Here is a 17,271-nt window from a genome sequence, read left to right on the forward strand (position 1 = left end):
GTGCAGGGACACCGACGGGGAGGGGGACGCACCATGACACCGCAGCCGCAGCGACCGTTGCCGCCGCAGGCGACCGCGCTGCTGCGCCACGCCGCGGTCTTCCTGCCCGCCGCCGTTCCCCGCGAGGGGCGGGTCGCCTTCTGGGCGCCCGACGGGGACGCCCTGCCCGAGGCGGGAACGGCGGCGCCGCTCACCGTCGTACGCCCGCACGGCGACGGGGTCCGTAGCCGGACCGTGCCCGCCGTGACCTTCTCCGTCACCGCAGCCCTGCCCGTGCTCGCGCAGGCGCCCCACAGCCCCGCCGCGCATCCCGCCACCCGCGCCTGGGGCACCGCCGCCCGGCAGGCGCTCGCCCTCGCCGCCCGTGGTCGGCTCCTCCCCGGACTCACCCCCGAGGGCATCGACGCCTGGCGTGCCGGGCCGCTCGACGCCGCCGACGTCGATCACCTCCGCGCGGTCGCCGCCGCGCTGCCGCACGAGGGGTACGCGACGCCGCTGGCCGGCCGCCGTCCGCTCCAGCTGCCCGAACCGGAGGCACTGGTCCGGGCGTTCCTCGACGCCGTCGCCGACGGTCTGCCCCGCACCCCGGCCGCGGCCGTGGCCGCCGGGCGGCCGTTCGCCGCGCGGGACCCGCAGCCGGTGCCGGGGATACAGGACTGGGCCGCGCAGGTCGCGGCCGGCTCCGACACCGGCGTCGGGATCTCGCTCCGGCTCGACCTGTCCTCCTTCCGGCTCTTCGACGAGGCCGAGGAAGCCGACACCCGGCGCGCCGGAGCCGCCGTCGTCCAGGTGCACAGCCTCGCCGACCCGACCCTGGTCACCGACGCCGGGCAGCTGTGGGCGGGCACGGCGGCGGCCGGGTTCGGCCCGCGCGCCCGGATCGACGCCGTGCTCGCCATGCGCCGGGCCGCCCGGGTCTGGCCGCCGCTGCTGCGCCTGCTGGACCAGCCCGTGCCCGATGCGCTGGCCCTGTCCGACCCGGAGCTGGAGGACCTGCTGGGGGTGGCCGGGAGCCGGCTGGCCGCCGCCGGGGTCCTGGTCCACTGGCCGCGCGAGCTGGCCCGCACGCTGTCGGCGACCGCCGTCGTACGCTCCACCGCCCCCGGTTCGGCGACCGACGGGACCGCCTTCTTCGACGCCGAGCACCTCTTCGCCTTCTCCTGGGAACTGGCGCTGGGCGGCGACCGGCTCACCCCGGGCGAGATGGACGCGCTGGCCCAGGCGCACCGGCCCGTCGTCCGGCTGCGCGACCAGTGGGTGCGGGTCGATCCGGAGCTGGTGCGCAAGGCGCGCAAGCGGGAGCTGGGCGTCCTGGACCCGGTCGACGCGCTGGCCACCGTACTGTCGGGGACGGCCGAGATCGACGGGACGACGGTCGAGGCGGTGCCGGTGGGAGCGCTGGCCGCCCTGCGGGACCGGCTGACGGGGGAACTGGCCCCGCTGCCGCAGCCCGCCGCCCTCAAGGCCACCCTGCGCGACTACCAGGCGCGCGGCCTTGCCTGGTTGGACCTGATGACCTCGCTCGGTCTCGGCGGCTGCCTCGCCGACGACATGGGCCTCGGCAAGACCGTCACGCTGATCGCGCTGCACCTGCACCGGGACCGGCCGGAGCCCACCCTCGTGGTGTGTCCCGCGTCCCTCCTCGGCAACTGGCAGCGGGAGATCGAGAAGTTCGCCCCCGGCACGCCCGTGCACCGCTTCCACGGCAACGGCCGCAGCATCGAGGACCTGACGTCCTGCGCGGGCGGGTTCGTCCTCACCACGTACGGGACGATGCGCGCCAGCGCCGCCCTGCTCGCCGAACAGAGCTGGGGCCTGGTCGTCGCCGATGAGGCGCAGCACGTCAAGAACCCGCATTCGGCGACCGCGAAGGCACTGCGCACGGTGCCCGCGCCGGCCCGGGTGGCGCTGACCGGAACCCCGGTGGAGAACAACCTCTCCGAGCTGTGGGCGCTGCTCGACTGGACCACGCCGGGGTTGCTGGGCCCGCTCACCGCCTTCCGGGCCCGCCACGCCCGTCCGGTGGAGCACCAGAAGGAGGAGGACGGCGGCAACGAGGCGGCGGTCGCCCGGCTGTCCGCGCTGGTGCGGCCGTTCCTGCTGCGCCGCAAGAAGTCCGACCCCGGCATCGCGCCCGAGCTGCCGCCGAAGACGGAGACCGACCATCCGGTCTCCCTCACCCGGGAGCAGGCTTCGCTCTACCAGGCGGCGGTGGACGAGGCGATGGCCGTGATCGAGTCGAGCGAGGGCATGGAACGGCGCGGCATGATCATGAAGTTGCTGGCCTCGCTCAAGCAGATCTGCAACCACCCCGCGCAGTACCTGAAGGAGGAGCAGCCCCGGATCCCGCACCGCTCGGGCAAGCTCGCCCTGCTGGACGAGCTGCTGGACACGATCCTGGCCGAGGGCGGCTCGGTGCTGGTCTTCACCCAGTACGTGACGATGGCCCGCATCGTCGAACGGCACTTGCAAGCCCGGGGGATCGCCTCGCAGCTGCTGCACGGCGGGACGCCGGTGCCGCGCCGCGAGGAGCTCGTCGACCGTTTCCAGGCGGGCGAGGTCCCCGTCTTCCTGCTGTCCTTGAAGGCGGCGGGCACCGGGCTGAACCTCACCCGGGCCGGGCACGTCATCCACTTCGACCGTTGGTGGAACCCGGCCGTCGAGGAACAGGCCACCGACCGCGCCTACCGCATCGGCCAGACCCAGCCCGTACAGGTCCACCGGATCATCGCCGAAGGCACCGTAGAGGACCGGATCGCCGAGATGCTGGAGGCGAAGCGGGCGCTGGCCGACGCCGTCCTGGGCTCCGGCGAGTCGGCGCTGAGCGAGCTGACCGACCGCGAGCTGGCCGACCTCGTTTCCCTGCGGAGGCCCGGATGATCACCGCGCGGGACGACCGCCGCCGCACCTTCGAGACCGTGCCCGCCGGGGTCGAGGCGGTGAGCTGGTGGGGCCGGGCCTGGGTGTCGGCGCTGGAGGAGGTCTCCCACGACCCGGCGCGCCTGGCCCGGGGGCGTACCTATGCCGACGGAGGACGCGTCAGCGCGGTCACCGTCACCCCCGGTCGGATCGTGGCGTACGTCCGGGGCAGCCGGCCCCGGCCGTACCGCACCGAGCTGACCCTGCCCGCCTTCGCGGACCCGGAGTGGGAGGAACTGCTGGAGTCGGTCGCGGCCGACCCCACGGCGCTCGCCGCCCTGCTGGAACGGGAGGTCCCGCAGTCGCTCGCGGGAGCCGTCCTGCCCGGCGCGGGCGAGCTGGTCCCGCACTGCTCCTGCCCGGACTTCGGGCGTCCGCCGTGCAAGCACGCGGCGGCCCTGTGCTACCGGGCGGCCCGGCTCCTGGACGAGGACCCCTTCGTCCTGCTGCTCCTGCGCGGCCGGGGGGAGCGGGAGCTGCTCGACGAGCTCTCCCGCCGCAACGCCGCCCACGCCGCGCGCGAGCAGCCGGACACGGCACCCGGCTTCCCCGGGGTTGCGGCCCGGGCGGCGCTCGCCCGCACCGGCCTGCCGCCGCTGCCCGCGCCACTGCCCGTGCCCGCCGCCGTGGGCCTTCCGCCCGCCTACCCGGCCGACCCGGCGGCGCCGGACCCGCTGGCCCTCGACCAGCTCGCCTCCGACGCGGCCGCCCGCGCCCTGGCCCTGCTGGCCACCGGCGAGGATCCGATCGCCGGGCTCACCGTGTGGCAGGACGCCGTCCGGCTGGCATCCGCGCACCCCACGGCGGGGCTGACGGGCGCGGCCCGCACCCTGTACCGGGACCTGGCCCGCGCCACCGGCCGCAGCACCACCGATCTCGCCCGGGCCGCGGCGGCCTGGCGCCAGGGCGGGCGTCCGGCCCTCGACGCCCTCGAAGAGCCCTGGGATCCGCCGGCGGGCCCCTTCGACCGGGCCCGCCCGGCCCTGCTCGCCGCCGGCGAGGGTTCCTTCCGCCCCGACCGCAACCGCCTGACGATCCACACGCGCCAGCTGCGCCTCGGCCGTGACGGCCTCTGGTACTCCTACGAGGACCGCCACGGCGACCAGGACTGGTGGCCGGTGGGCCGCCCCTCCACGGATCCCGTCGCCGCTCTCACCCGGCCCACGGATGGATGAGCGGCTCCAGGACGGTCCGGGCGGGTCGGGCCGAACGTCCTGATCCGTGAGATCCGGACGTTCTGCGTGCCGGGGTGTGATTGGGTGATCCAGAACGTGATAAGGGCCGGGCTCTTCTGCCCGGTCCTGTCGATTTCTGCCCCGGAGGTACCCCCAGATGCACGGCCGGACGGCGCACGCCGAGCCTTTCGACGCAGGTGCCGACCCGGGGTCGGAGCCGTTGAGGGCCGTACTGGGCGGCTGGCGCGAGTCGCTCATCGACCTGGGCGGCCGCAACCGGCTGCTGAACTTCCGCCACACCAGGTCCTCCACGTTGGACATCGCCTCGCCCGGCGCCGGCCCCCTGCTGGAACAGCTGCACCGCGGGTGGGACTTCGCTCCCGTGGACGAGGCCGAGGAGGAGCCGTCCGGCGTCACCCTGGACAAGGGGCCGCGGGGGGCGGCCCGATCCCGGTCGGCCAACGGGATCCTCACGCAGAAACAGACCCAGCAGGCCCTCGACAGTGCCCTGCGGCAGCTGCGCCAGAAGTCGAACCAGACCTTCAACGACTTCGGGTTGTGGGTGCTCTGGGTCGGCGTAGGAATGCTCGACTGGTGTGAAGAGGGAGCCCACGAGAGCAGTTCGGCGCCCCTCGTGCTGGTTCCGGTACAGCTCGTGCGGGACCGGACGGGAAGGATCCGGCTGCACGAGGCCGAGGAGCAGGACGCGGTGCACAATCCGGCGCTCGCCGTGAAGCTCGCCCAGCTCGGCGTCGACTGGACGCCCGTGGCGGACACCGACTGCCTCGACGCGGCGGCCGTGCTGGCCGGGGCCCGGGCGGCCGTCGCGGGCCAGACCGGCTGGGTGGTCCGTGACAGCGTGGTCCTGGCCATGTTCGCCGCCCACAAGGAGGCCATGTACCAGGACCTCAAGGAGAACGAGGCGGCGATCCTCGCCAGCCCGCTCATCCGGGCGATCGGGCTGGGACCGGACTCGGGCCTCCCGGACGACGTCATCGGTTTCGATCCGCCCGCGATCGAGCGGATCGACGAGGTCCAACTGCCCGAGCGGACCCCGCTGGTCCTGGACGCCGACGCCTCGCAGCGCCAGTGCATCGCGGCTGCCATGGCGAACCGGTCGTTCGTGATGAGCGGCCCGCCCGGCACCGGCAAGAGCCAGACGATCACCAACATGATCGCGGCCCTGATGCACTCCGGCCGCTCCGTCCTGTTCGTCAGTGAGAAGGCCGCGGCGCTGGACGTCGTGCGCAATCGACTGACCGACGTCGGCCTCGGGGACTTCGTCCTGGCCCTGCACAGCAGCGACACCAGCAAGAAGGCCGTGGCCCAGGAACTGGACCGGGCGCTGACGACCGAAGTGCGGGCCTCCGGGGCCGCCGAGCACGAGCTCGACGAGGCCAGGCGGCTGCGCGAGGAACTGTCCGCCTACGCCGCCGCGATGAACGAGGAGCGGCAGCCGCTCGGCCGCACGCTGCACGACGTGTTGGGCCGGCTCGCACTGCTCGGTCGGCAGGAGGTTCCACAGCTGACGCTCACCTCCGGGGCCGCCGCCGTCACCGACACGCTCAGCGCCGCCGCACTGCACGAGGTGCTCACGGCCGCCCGCTCGGTCGCCCGGTCCTGGCGGCCCGTCGCGGAAGGCGACTCCTTCGCCTGGTGGGGGCTGCGTGACCCCGAGGCGACGGGAGGAGGCTCGGCGACCACGGCGCTCGCCGATGCCGCCGATGCCCTCCAGTCGCTCCGGGCGGCTGCGGAACGTAGGCCCCTGGCGGCCGACACACCCCTTCCGAAGACGGTCCGTGACGTCCGGCGGATCGCGGACGACCTCCGCGCGGGGCTGCCCGTACGCACCTCGGGTTCGACGAACGCGCCGTTCGAGGACCACTCGCCCGTCATCGCACAGCTCGCCGAGGGCTTCGGCCTGGGCAAACCGCGGGACATCGGGTCCGTACTCGCGCTGTTCGAGCTCGTCGACCTGGAAGCTGCCGAGCACCGGCCCCCGCTGCACTGGTTCGACGTGGCGAACCTGCGCCGGGCGCAGGCCGCGGCGGAGCAGCTCAAGGAGGCCGTCGGCGAGGAGGACGCGGCGCGCGGCGCGGCGCAGGACGTGTTCGGACCGCAGGTCCTGACCTACGGGGCCCTCGCCGATCTGGTGCGTCGGTTCGCCGAGGACCACCACGGGCTCACCGCCCGCTTCAAGGGTCAGTACCGCGCCGACCGGGAGGCGGCGAGCGCCCTCACGGTGACCGGGGCCTGGGACAAGCACCTGCCCGGCAGACTGGCGCAGGCGCTCGCCTGGCAGCAGGCCCGCGCCCGGGTGCTGGGGCTGACCGAGGAGCACCGGGCGCTGCTGGGCCCCTACCTGCCCGGCGGCGCCGACGGATTCGCGGCGCTCGACAAGGCTCTGGCCAACGCAGCCCGGATCGCGGAGCTCACCGCGGAGAGCAACGAGCGGCGCGCCGTGTCCGACCGCCTCGCGCACGGAGCGGACACGGACCACGGATACGCCGGGCTGCAGGTCCAGGCCGTCCGCGGTTCCCTCGCCGACTGGTGCGATGCCGTGGACCTGCGCGCAGCACGGTGGACCGAGACCTCGGCGCGGCTCGCGGCGATGTTCGAGGACGGGCGCCGGCTGAAGCTGTTGCCGGCCCTGGGCGGCACGCTGGAGGAGGCCGCCCGCGCCCTCGACGTCCTGGCGGCGGATCCGTCGGGCCCGGGGGAGTGGCAGACCTACCGCAGCGCACTCTCGGTGCTGAGGGGCCGCGGGCTCGACGACCTCGTCTCCCGGGCCGCGGAGCGGGGCATCGACGCGGAGGTCTTCCCCGAGGTCGTGGAGCGCGCCCTGCTCCAGCTCTGGGCCGACACGCTGCTCGCCGCCGACGGCAGGCTGCGCACGGCCCGCGCCGCGGAGCTCGACGCCCGGGTACGGAGCTTCCGCGAGGCCGACCGGATGCTGGTGGCCGCGGCGAGCGGCGCCGTCATCGAGTCGTGCAACAGCCGCAAGCCCAAGGCCTTCGGCGCGGGAGGCGCCTCGCTGATCCGCCGCGAGGCGGAGAAGAAGACCCGCCACATGGCCGTGCGGGAACTCCTCGGCAAGGCGCGGGAGGTGGTCCAGGCCGTCAAGCCCTGCTTCATGATGAACCCGCTCTCGGTGAGCCAGTACCTTCCGGCCGACTACCGCTTCGACGTGGTGATCTTCGACGAGGCTTCGCAGGTCAGGCCCGGTGATGCGGTCAACTGTGTGTACCGGGGCCGTTCCTTGGTCGTCGCCGGCGACGAGAAGCAGCTGCCGCCCACCTCGTTCTTCGACTCGGCCGTCGGGGACGAGGGCGATGAGTACGACGAGGAACTGCCCGACGCCTTCGAATCGCTGCTCCATGCGTGCAAAGCGGGAGCGATGCGCGAGCTTCCGCTGCGCTGGCACTACCGGAGCCGCCACGAGGACCTCATCACCTTCAGCAACCGGTCCTTCTACGGCAACGCCATGGTGACCTTCCCGGGGGCGCTGGAACGCGGCCCCGACATCGGGGTGGAGTTCTTCAAGGTGGACGGCTGCTACGACAGGGGCGGGCGCCGCGACAACCGGCGGGAGGCGGAGGCCGTGGCGCAGCGCGTGCTGCACCACTTCGACACCCGGCCGGGCCGCAGCCTCGGCGTGGTGGCGCTCTCGCAGGCCCAGGCGACGGCGATCGACGAATGCGTGCAGCAGGCCCGGCTGGCCCGCCCGGACCTCGACCACTGCTTCACCGAGGACCGTCTCGACGGGTTCTTCGTGAAGAACCTGGAGTCGGTCCAGGGCGACGAGCGGGACATCATGATCATGTCGCTCGGTTACGGGCCGGACGAGCGGGGGGTGCTGGGGCTCAACTTCGGTCCCATCAACAGGGAAGGCGGCTGGCGACGCCTCAACGTCGCCGTCACCCGGGCCCGGTTCCGCGTGGAGGTGGTCGCCTCGTTCCACGGATCCCAGCTCAAGGACGGCCCCAACGAGAGCGTGCAGCACCTCAAGCGCTACCTCGAGTACGCGGAGAACGGGCCCGCGGTCCTCGCCAGGGACACCGTGCTGGCGGACGCCGAGCCGGACAGCCCCTTCGAAGAGTCGGTGCTGGCGGTCCTGCGCGACTGGGGATACGAGGTGCAGCCGCAGGTGGGCGTCGCGGGCTACCGGGTCGACCTCGGCCTGCGGCACCCGGCGGCGCAGGGCTCGTTCGCGCTCGGCATCGAATGCGACGGGGCGATGTACCACTCGTCACGTGCGGCCCGCGACCGGGACCGGCTGCGCCAGCAGGTACTGGAAGGCCTCGGCTGGACGCTGCACCGGATCTGGGGCACCGACTGGTACCGCAACCGTCCGGAGGCGGAGCGCCGGCTGAAGGAGGCGGTCGAGGCGGCGGTGGCGACCGACCCCTTCGCACGACCGGAGACGGTACGGCCGCCCGACCGCAGCGCGCTCGGCGCGCAGACGGAGACCGCCGAGACGCGGATCCCGACACCCCGCCCGGAGCCGGAGCGGGTCTTCCTGGTGGACCGGGCGCCGGTGCGCGACTGGAGCACGCGGTACGTGCTCGCGGAGATCCGCGTGGACGCCTGGGCCGTACCGGAGTTCCACACCCCCGAAGCGCGGCCCGTACTGCGGAAGGTGCTGGCGCGGATCATCGAGGTGGAGGGGCCGATCCATCAGGACCTCCTGGTCCAGCGTGCGCGGGAAGCCTGGGGGCTCGGCAAGTCGGGCAGGCGGATGGTGGAGAACGCCCAGCAGGTGCTGCACGCCCTGGCGCGTGCCGGGATCGCGCAGTACGAGAGCGGCTTCGCGGACGTTGCCGGTCGGCCGCTGCGGGGTGCCCGCACGCCGCTGGAGGACCAGCCGCGCAAGATCGCCCACGTTTCACCGGCCGAGCGACGGCTGGCGATGAGGGAGCTGGCGCTGGAATGCCCGGGGATGACCACGGAGGAACTGCTCCAGCAGACCCGGGAGCTCTTCGGCTGGAAGCGCATGGGGTCCGACATCCGCAGCGCGCTCGAAGCGGACGTCAAGGACCTCCTCACCCGGGGCGCGCTCACCGGGACGCCGGAGCGGCTGGTCGCTACGCGCTGAGCCCGGCGGCCCAGCGGGTCAGGGTTATGAAGTCCCGGTCGCGCAGGCCGTGGCGCGGGTGGATGCGCAGCAGGAGGGCCGGAGCCGGATGGTGTTCGGCGACCCAGGCGCGGTCGCGCGGGGTGATCATGTCGTCGACCCAGGCGAAGGGGCGGCCGGCCGCCCAGTCGCGGAGGTGGCGGGTCTTCCACGAGAGGCCGTCGGGGTCGTCGGCGAAGAGTTCGGGCCACTCGACGACGGTGAGGTCACCCGGCAGTCCGATGTGCGGGGAGATCATCGTGTTGGCCTGGTGCGTCCAGGCGGTGGCCCAGGTGAGCTCGAACGGCAGGGCCAGCAGCCGGGCGCCGTGGGACGGGTGGAGGCGCACCCGGGCGCCGCGCCGCGCCCTGCGGGACTCCGGGTCGCGGTAGGAGAGCCAGACGTCGGGCCACATCCGGTGGCTCCGGTATCCGCGCAAACCGGCGAGGGGCGAGCGGAACGGGTTGAGGGGGCCGTCCACGTCGAGGAGGAGCAGCGGGCGATCGGTCATGAAGTGACCACTACCCAGTACACGAATGAGTGAAATGTCTACTGCCTCTATAACCCGAATGGGGTCAGAGCGTTGTTTCCGGTGCGGGGACATTACCCGCGAACTCATCCGGAAGGCAGGGAAACTGATGCGTCACAGTCGTCGGAATGGCTTCATCGCGGCAATGGTTGCGGGAGGCGGACTGGCGGTCGCGGGTGTGGGCGGACTCGCCCACGCCGACGCGGACGCGGGTGGCCGGGCCGAGCGCTCGCCGGGACTGCTGTCCGGAAACCTCGTACAACTGCCGGTGAACCTCCCGGTGAACGTGTGCGGGAACACCGTGAACGTGGTCGGCCTACTCAACCCGGCCGCCGGGAACCGCTGTAGCAACGCATCGTCGGGGAGCGGTGGTGGCCGGCAGTCCGGCGCCAGCTCGACGCATTCTTCGAAACCGGCAGGCGCCAACGGCGGCGGGGCGCACGCCCAGGGAAGCGGAAAGGATTCTCCCGGAGTGCTCTCCGGCAACGGGCTCCAGCTTCCGGTCGACCTCCCGCTGAACGTCAGCGGCAACTCCGTGAACGTGGTCAGCATCGGCAACCCCTCGCTGGGCAACACGTCCGTCAACGGCGAGCAGCCCACGGGCGGCAAGCCCGTCCAGCCGCCCGTCGTCGAGAAGCCGGTGACCCCGGTCGTCCCGGCCGTGCCCACCAAGCCGGTCACGCGGGTCACCCCGCCCGAGGCCCCGCGGCCCGCGGCCCCGCGGCACGAGGCCCTCGCCCACACCGGGGCCGATGGCGCCGGATACCTGGTCCCCGGCGCGGGCGGGCTCCTCCTCGGCGGAGTACTCCTCTACCGCCGCTTCCGCCTCAACTGATCTCCCCCGAGGGCGGCGTACGCCATCCGTCCAGGATGGCGTCGATCCGCGGGGCCAGCCGGGCACGGGCCGCGAACCGGGGGACACCCGCCATCAGCAGGGCGTCGTACTCGGTGTCGGTGTGCCGCACCGCCGCCCGAACCGCGACGGACACCGCCAGTTCGTCGAGGGCACGGCCGGCCGCGGTACGGCCCACCCGGCCGCTGCCGCGCAGCGAGGCGTGGGTGGCGATCGCCACGGCCCGGTCGGCGGGACAACCGGGGAACAGTCGCACGATCTCGGCGGCGAAGGCCGCCGTGAAGCGGGTGTCCTCGGCCGAACGGCGCCGCCGGTCGCGCTCCCGGCGGCGTGCCCGCGCCTCGGAGTCCGCGAGGCAGGCGCGCTCCGCGCGCGCCAGCGCGGCCTCCTCGACGAGGAGGCCCAGGCGCTCGTAGCGGTGCCGGCGCTTGTTGAAGCGCACGACGACGGCGCAGAGCGAACTGGCCTCGCGGGAGCGGCGGGTGAGCGCCGTGTCCCCCCGCGGGAGATAGACGAGATGGCCGAGATCCGTGCAGTCCAGGCAACGGGGTACGCCGGACTCGCGGACGAGGTGCCGGAGCGGGCCCTGCCGGCAGTCGGCGCAGTGGATCTGCTTCAGCGACTCAAAAACCACCAGGCTCATAGAGGGGTGATACCGCTGTATGACCCTCATATCACCTGGTGAAGAAGGCATGTTGATGTTCCGTCGAGTGTTCCTGGATGCCCCTCGGCCCTTTTACCGTGGGGCGGTGGACCGCAGGAGGTCCGTTGAGGAGGAGCACATGGGTGGGCAGCTGACGATGACGGCGCGTCCGGGCGGAGCGAGCGTCGCCACGGCCGCGACTGGCCGGGAGATAGTCATACCGCCGGGCGGATGCACCGGCTGGCACTTCCACCGGGTCAGACTGGAGGCGGTGGTCATAGCCGGGACCCTGACCCGGGTCCTGCACGACCGCACCGTCGTGGTGCACACGACCGGGACCACCTTCGTGGAGCCCGCGGGCATAGGCCACATCCACCTGGGCCACAACCTGGGCACCGAGCCGGTCGTGCTCCATGTGACCCCAGCGCTCCCGGTGGGGACGCCCTTCTCGATACCCACCCCGGCACCGGCCGGTGCCACGCAGGCGGCCTGTCGCTCACACAAGCCGACGTATCTCTCCGCGAACCCGATAGAAGCCCCCTGAGGCGGCGTGCAGCCCCTCGACCACGTACCGGGCGCCGGGCTCCCGTATCCCGCGCGGGAACTGGACGTTCCACGAGGGCTCGAAGCCCTCCGACACCACCTGCACCCGCATGCGGCCGCCCTGCTGGACGCACTCCACCACCACGCCGCCGGCCGGCGCCGCGGCCACCGATACCGTGGCCACCGCCGAGGCCGACGCGGCCGGGGTGAACACCGGCAGCGCCGCCGCCGACTTCACGTCCACGGGCGCGGGCACCGAGCCCTGCTGGGCCGCCGCGATCGCCTGCTCGGTCGCGTCCACGCAGACCAGCGACCCGTCCGTGGTGACGAGGTACAGCCGCTCGTCCAAGTACTGCATGGAGAGTGCCGACCCGCCGCCCGTCCCCAGCTTCCACAGCCGTCGGCCGTCGGCGTCGAAGCAGTAGACCGAGGAGGAGGAGTCGCCGGCGAAGACGTGCCGTCCGTCGGGCGAGGTCGCGCACGAGTACACCGCGGCATCGCACGCGTAGGAGGCCTCCACCGCCCCCGTCGCCTTCGAGAGCCGCTGCACGGTGTTGCGGACCGTGCCCGCGTACACCGCCTGGTCCTCCTGCCAACCGAACAGCACCCCGCCGGGGGTCTTGGTGTGCCACAACTGCCCGCTGCCGTCCGCCGCGTACGCCGTCACACCGCCGCTGTGCCCGTGGAAGACCGCCCGCTCGTCCGCCCGGACCATCCAGGCGCCCGTCCCGCCGGACTTCCGCGACCACTGGTGCTCGTCCTCGTGGTCGATGACGGTCAGGCCGCCGTTCGCGTCGGAGACGTTCAGCACGCCCTCGTGGATGTCGAGCCAGTAGATGTCCACGTCCGCCGCGATCGCGTAGGCCCCGAAGGGCACCTTCGACGACAGGTCGTACACCGTGCCGTCGTCACAGCCCGCGTATATCCAGAACTCGTCCGCCACCAGGCACTTCACCCCGTCCGGCAGCGAATACCGGGCGAGCACCTCGCCGCCGTGGCTCAGCGTGTACACGTCGCCCGCCTGGTTGCCGACCCAGCAGCGGTCCTCGTCCACATGGATGCCGAAGGCCGACGAACCGGTCCGGAAGCGCCACAGCACCGGAGCCACCGCGCGCGCCGTCGAGGGCGCGGAGGTCACCTGGCGGCGGGTCACCGACCGGGCGGCGCGCTGCCCCTGCACGGCTGGGGCGTACCCCTTGCGCACCTTCTCCCCGATCTTCTTCGCGGCGGCCGCGCGGGCCTTCTCGGCGCTCGGGAACGCGGAGGTCTGCAGCTGGCCGTCCGCGCCGATGCGCCCGTACCGCACGGACACCGACGCGCCGTCGACGGTCACCTCGTAGAACTTGTGCGCCGCGCCGTCGTCCTGCGACAGCTCCAGATACGTCGTCTCCCGAGCCATGACAAACCTCTTCCCAAAGGCAGCGCCGCCGGCTCCCTTTCGGCCGGTGATCCCTCGTGAAAAACGCTAAGGCCCACCACTGACATTGATACTCGTAGCGGGTTCCGGTGGTCGTGGCTCTGCCACTGACTGACGCCCTGCTGGGCTGTCTTCCCGCTGTACCGTCCGGCTGCCGGGCCCGTTCTTCATGGCTCCGGCCAGGTGGAACATGACCTGATAGGAGCTTGGTCAGAAGCCCCCTCAATGTCCTGTCTGTCCCACCTGGCCGGTGTCACCTCCGGCTAGGAAGGCACCTCCAGCATGACAGCAGCGGACACAGCGGGCACGAGCGGCCAGTGGGTGTTCGGCGGTGTGGACTCGCACGCCGACACCATCCACGTCGCGGTCATCACCGACAACGGCGGCCACCTCGCCGACGCAGAGTTCCCCACCACCACCGCCGGATACACGGCAGCCCTGGCCTTCCTCTGCGCCCACGGGGACGTGATCGCGATCGGCGTGGAAGGCACCGCGTCCTACGGAACCGGGTTCACCCGCGCCGCCGTCGCCGATGGCCTGAGCGTGCTCGAAGTCAACCGCCCCGACCGCGCCGAACGCCGCCGCAGCGGCAAGTCCGACCCCATCGACGCCTACGCCGCCGCCCGCGCCGCACTCTCCGGACGCGCCTCCAGCGCGCCCAAGGACGAGACCGTCACTGGCATACGCGCCCTCCACAACGCCGCCCGGTCCACGGTCAAAGCCCGCACCGCCGCCATGAACCAGATCGGGCACATCCTCGTCAGCGCCCCCGAAACCATCCGCGCCCGCTATCGGGCCCTGCGGGGAAAGCCGCTCATGGATGCCCTGGCACGACTGCGGCTCACGGCAACGACAGACGCCGTCCACACCGCCGTGCTGAGCGCTTTGAAGAGCCTCGCCCGACGCGTCCAGGCCCTGACCGCTGAACACGACGAGCTCACAGCAACACTCGACAGTGTGGTCACCGAACACAATCCGGGCCTGCGGGGCGCCTACGGCGTCGGCCCCGACACCGCGGCCCAGCTCCTGATCACCGCAGGCGGCAACTCCGACCGTCTCCGCACCGAAGCTTCCTTCGCGGCCCTGTGCGGGGTCGCCCCCGTTCCTGCCTCCAGCGGGAAGACCAACCGTCACCGCCTCTCCCGAGGCGGCGATCGCGCCGCCAACGCGGCCCTCTACCGGATAGCCCTCGTCCGCATGGCCAGCGACCAGCGCACCCGCGACTACGTGGCCCGCCAGACCGCGGCCGGCCGGACCAAGAAGGAGATCATCCGCCTCCTCAAACGGGCCATCGCCCGGGAAGTGTTCCGCTACCTCACCACGACGGTCGCCGTCCCCGAGGTCGCGGACCTGCGGCCCACACGCCAGGCCAAGAACATCACCCTCACCGCCATCGCCCACCACTTCGGCGTCTGGCCATCGGTCATCTCATGCATCGAACGCGGCACCCGCCGCGACGACAACCTCGCCAACGCCTACCGCGACTGGCTCACCACTGCTTGACAGCCAATAGGAGCTTCAATGGGCCCGTGCAGTGGGAAGCGATCACATGGCAGCGGATGGCCGAGCGGCTCGCCGGTCACCTCGACGACCCCGGCCGTGCCCCCGGGCCGGGCAGTTGGCAGCGGGTGGGCATCGACGGCGCCCCCGCCGCCGAGACCGGCGTGCTCGCCGGTCGGCTCGCCGAAGCGCTGCGACTGCGCGGCCGCCCGTCCCTGGTGGTGCCGGCCGACGGCTTCCTACGGCCGGCCTCCCTCCGCTTCGAGTTCGGCCGGCAGGACGTGGACTCCTACCTCGGCGGCTGGTACGACACGGCCGCGCTCTGGCGGGAGGTCTTCGGCCCGACCGACCCCGGCGGCAGCGGGCGGGTGCTGCCGGACCTCTGGGACCCGGTGACCGACCGGGCGACCCGCAGTCCGTACGTCGCGCTCCCGCCCGGCGGCGTGCTGCTCGTGCACGGCCCGCTGCTGCTGGGCCACTGGTTCCCCTTCGACCTCAGCGTCCACATCCGGCTCTCCGCCGGCGCGCTCGCCCGCCGCACCGAGGAGTCCGCGCGCTGGACGCTGCCCGCCTTCGCGCGCTACGAGGCCGACACCGAACCGGGGTCGGCCGCCGATGCGGTGGTCCGGGCCGACGACCCCCGCCACCCCGCCTGGACCGGCATCCGCAGCAGCTGACGGGCCGGTCCGGTCCGACCGCCAGGGCACCCGCTACGGCCGCCCGCCCGGCCGGGTCACCGCCAGGGCCGCGGCCCGGCACCCGGCGCGGGCGGCCTCGGCCGGGTCCGCGCCCTCCAGCCGGGCCGCGAGGAAGCCCCCGGTGAAGGCGTCCCCGGCGCCCGTGGAGTCCACCGCCTCGACCGGCTCCGCCCTGACCTCGGCGGTGACCCGGCCGCGTTCGGCGATCAGCGCCCCGGCCGCGCCGCGGGTCACCACCACCAATGGCACCCGCAGGCTGAGCTCCGCCGCCGCGCGGGCCACCCCCGTCGGCTCCGGCAGCCCGGCCAGCAGCCGGGCCTCGTCCTCGTTCGGCAGCAGTACGTCCACCCCCGCCACGGCGTCCAGGAAGCGCTGCGGCCCCAGGCCCGCCAGGAATCCGGCCGAGGCGGGGTCCACGCTCACCTGCACCCCCCGGGTCCGGGCCGCCCGCAGTGCGATCACGGCCAGCTCCCGGCTGCTGTCGGCGAAGAACAGGTAACCGGACAGGTGGAGATGGGACGCCCCGTCCAGCAGGGAGGGGTTCCAGTCGGCCGGGCACAGCCGCAGCGAGGCCCCGCTGTCGGTCAGGAACGTCCGCTCCGCGTCCTTGCCGACCAGCGCGACCACCGTCCCGGTCGGCTCCTGCGCGTCGACCACCAGCCGCGGCCGCACCCCCGCGTCCACCAGTGCCCGCTCGTGCCAGCGCGCCGACTCGGCGCCCACCCGCGCCAGGAGCCGTACCTCGGCGGTCCCCGTACGGGCCGCCCAGCAGGCCGCGTTGGCCCCGGCGCCGCCCGGCAGGGTCCGGATGCGGGCCGCCGTGTCCGTGGCCGGAGCAAGTGGCTCCGGATGTATGGCCACCACGTCGGTCACCACGTCCCCGACGACGAGCAGCGCCCCCGGCCCGGTCACGCCCGTGCCGCCCAGGCCCCCGCGATCCGGGCACCGAGCCGCACGTTGCCGCGCACCGCCGCCAGGTTCGCCTCCAGCGAGGCCCCGGCCGTCGCCCGTGCCAAGAACCCCAGCAGGAACGGCGTCACCGCCTGCCCCGTGATCCCGCGCTCGTGGCACTCGGCGAGCGCCTCCGCCAGTACCCGGTCGTGCAGCTCCGGATCCAGCTGCTCCTCCCGCGCCACCGGATTGGCCACCAGCAGCGCCGAGTCCGCACCGCCCAGCGCGTCCTGGGCGGCCATCACCGCGGCGACCTCCTCGGGCCCGTGCACCGTCCAGTCCACCGGCTCGCCCGAGTCGGCCAGATAGAACCCGGGGAAGCGGTCCGTCCCGTAGCCGAGCACCCCCACCCCCAGCGTCTCCAGCCGCTGCAACGTGCCGGGCACGTCCAGGATCGACTTCACCCCCGCGCACACCACGGTGATCCGCGTCCGGGCCAGCAGCGACAGGTCCGCCGACTCGTCCTGCGTCTGCGCCCACTCCCGGTGCACGCCGCCCAGCCCGCCCGTGGCGAAGACCCGCAGGCCCGCCCGGGCGGCGAGGAAGGCCGTCGCGGACACCGTCGTGGCACCGGTCGCCCCCGTCGCCAGCGCGGGAGCCAGATCCCGGTGGCCGAGCTTGCGCACGCCCTCGCCGCCCGCGATCCGCTCCAACTGCGCCTTGTCCAGGCCCGCGTACGCCACCCCGTCCAGGACCGCGATCGTCGCCGGAATCGCACCCTCCGCACGCACCAGGGCCTCCAGTTCGAGGCCCACTGCCAGGTTGCGGGGGCGGGGCAGACCGTGCGCGATGATCGTCGACTCCAGGGCCACCACGGGCTCCCCCCGGGCGAGCGCCTCGCGTACCTCTGCGGACAGGACCGGGATCTCAGATGCTCTGTGCTGTGACATGTCCCCATCCATGGCACGGGATCGGCGCCCCCAAACGCTC

12 protein-coding genes are annotated in these 17,271 nt (G+C 73.3%); 7 read left to right on the plus strand and 5 right to left on the minus strand.

What is annotated here, in order from left to right; translation table 11 throughout:
• The first annotated feature begins 33 nt into the window (after nt 1–33).
• The 3 genes from OG386_RS31680 to OG386_RS31690 all read left to right on the plus strand — a co-directional run bounded on the left by OG386_RS31680 (nt 34) and on the right by OG386_RS31690 (nt 9,189).
• Entirely contained in the window at nt 34–2,880 is a 2,847-nt protein-coding gene (locus OG386_RS31680; RefSeq protein WP_328790938.1) for a DEAD/DEAH box helicase, read from the plus strand.
• On the plus strand, nt 2,877–4,094 hold the full coding sequence (locus OG386_RS31685) for an SWIM zinc finger family protein (RefSeq protein ID WP_328790939.1): 1,218 nt from the start codon (nt 2,877–2,879) through the stop codon (nt 4,092–4,094). Before OG386_RS31680 ends, OG386_RS31685 begins: the two co-directional genes overlap by 4 nt.
• 157 nt (nt 4,095–4,251) lie before the next feature.
• A complete protein-coding gene (locus OG386_RS31690) occupies nt 4,252–9,189 on the plus strand; it encodes a DUF3320 domain-containing protein (protein WP_328790940.1) in 4,938 nt (1,645 codons plus the stop codon).
• Here the strand turns inward: OG386_RS31690 and OG386_RS31695 are convergent.
• Nucleotides 9,179–9,718, minus strand: a complete 540-nt coding sequence (locus OG386_RS31695; RefSeq protein WP_328790941.1) for a hypothetical protein — start codon at nt 9,716–9,718, stop codon at nt 9,179–9,181. The genes OG386_RS31690 and OG386_RS31695 overlap by 11 nt on opposite strands.
• 163 nt (nt 9,719–9,881) lie before the next feature.
• Here OG386_RS31695 and OG386_RS31700 point away from each other — a divergent pair, with 163 nt between their 5' ends.
• Nucleotides 9,882–10,571 (plus strand): chaplin, encoded by a 690-nt coding sequence (locus OG386_RS31700; protein ID WP_328790942.1) that lies wholly within the window; start codon nt 9,882–9,884, stop codon nt 10,569–10,571.
• On the opposite strand, the gene OG386_RS31705 is transcribed toward OG386_RS31700, so the two are convergent.
• Entirely contained in the window at nt 10,564–11,262 is a 699-nt protein-coding gene (locus OG386_RS31705) for a DUF2293 domain-containing protein (protein ID WP_376111547.1), read from the minus strand. The two genes, OG386_RS31700 and OG386_RS31705, sit on opposite strands and share 8 nt — an antisense overlap.
• Before the next feature lie 109 nt (nt 11,263–11,371).
• Here OG386_RS31705 and OG386_RS31710 point away from each other — a divergent pair, with 109 nt between their 5' ends.
• Nucleotides 11,372–11,776 (plus strand): cupin domain-containing protein, encoded by a 405-nt coding sequence (locus OG386_RS31710; RefSeq protein ID WP_328790944.1) that lies wholly within the window; start codon nt 11,372–11,374, stop codon nt 11,774–11,776.
• On the opposite strand, the gene OG386_RS31715 is transcribed toward OG386_RS31710, so the two are convergent.
• Nucleotides 11,729–13,174 carry a WGR domain-containing protein gene (locus OG386_RS31715; protein WP_328790945.1) on the minus strand — a complete coding sequence of 482 codons (1,446 nt, stop codon included), beginning with the start codon at nt 13,172–13,174 and terminating at the stop codon, nt 11,729–11,731. The genes OG386_RS31710 and OG386_RS31715 overlap by 48 nt on opposite strands.
• A 300-nt stretch (nt 13,175–13,474) precedes the next feature.
• Here OG386_RS31715 and OG386_RS31720 point away from each other — a divergent pair, with 300 nt between their 5' ends.
• Both OG386_RS31720 and OG386_RS31725 read left to right on the plus strand, forming a co-directional pair.
• Nucleotides 13,475–14,695 (plus strand): IS110 family transposase, encoded by a 1,221-nt coding sequence (locus OG386_RS31720; protein WP_328790946.1) that lies wholly within the window; start codon nt 13,475–13,477, stop codon nt 14,693–14,695.
• Between the two features lie 26 nt (nt 14,696–14,721).
• Nucleotides 14,722–15,369 carry a uridine kinase gene (locus OG386_RS31725; protein ID WP_328790947.1) on the plus strand — a complete coding sequence of 216 codons (648 nt, stop codon included), beginning with the start codon at nt 14,722–14,724 and terminating at the stop codon, nt 15,367–15,369.
• Nucleotides 15,370–15,402: 33 nt separating this feature from the next.
• Here the strand turns inward: OG386_RS31725 and OG386_RS31730 are convergent, their stop codons facing one another.
• Together OG386_RS31730 and OG386_RS31735 are read right to left on the minus strand one after the other, a co-directional pair.
• Nucleotides 15,403–16,302: a carbohydrate kinase family protein gene (locus OG386_RS31730; protein WP_328790948.1), complete on the minus strand. Its 900-nt coding sequence runs from the start codon at nt 16,300–16,302 to the stop codon at nt 15,403–15,405.
• Complete coding sequence (locus OG386_RS31735) at nt 16,299–17,231, minus strand: pseudouridine-5'-phosphate glycosidase (RefSeq protein WP_328790949.1); 933 nt, start codon at nt 17,229–17,231, stop codon at nt 16,299–16,301. The genes OG386_RS31730 and OG386_RS31735 overlap by 4 nt, the downstream gene beginning before the upstream one ends.
• Between the last annotated feature and the right edge of the window lie 40 nt (nt 17,232–17,271).

It is taken from the genome of Streptomyces sp. NBC_00273, from assembly GCF_036178145.1.
Taxonomy (GTDB): Bacteria; Actinomycetota; Actinomycetes; order Streptomycetales; family Streptomycetaceae; genus Streptomyces.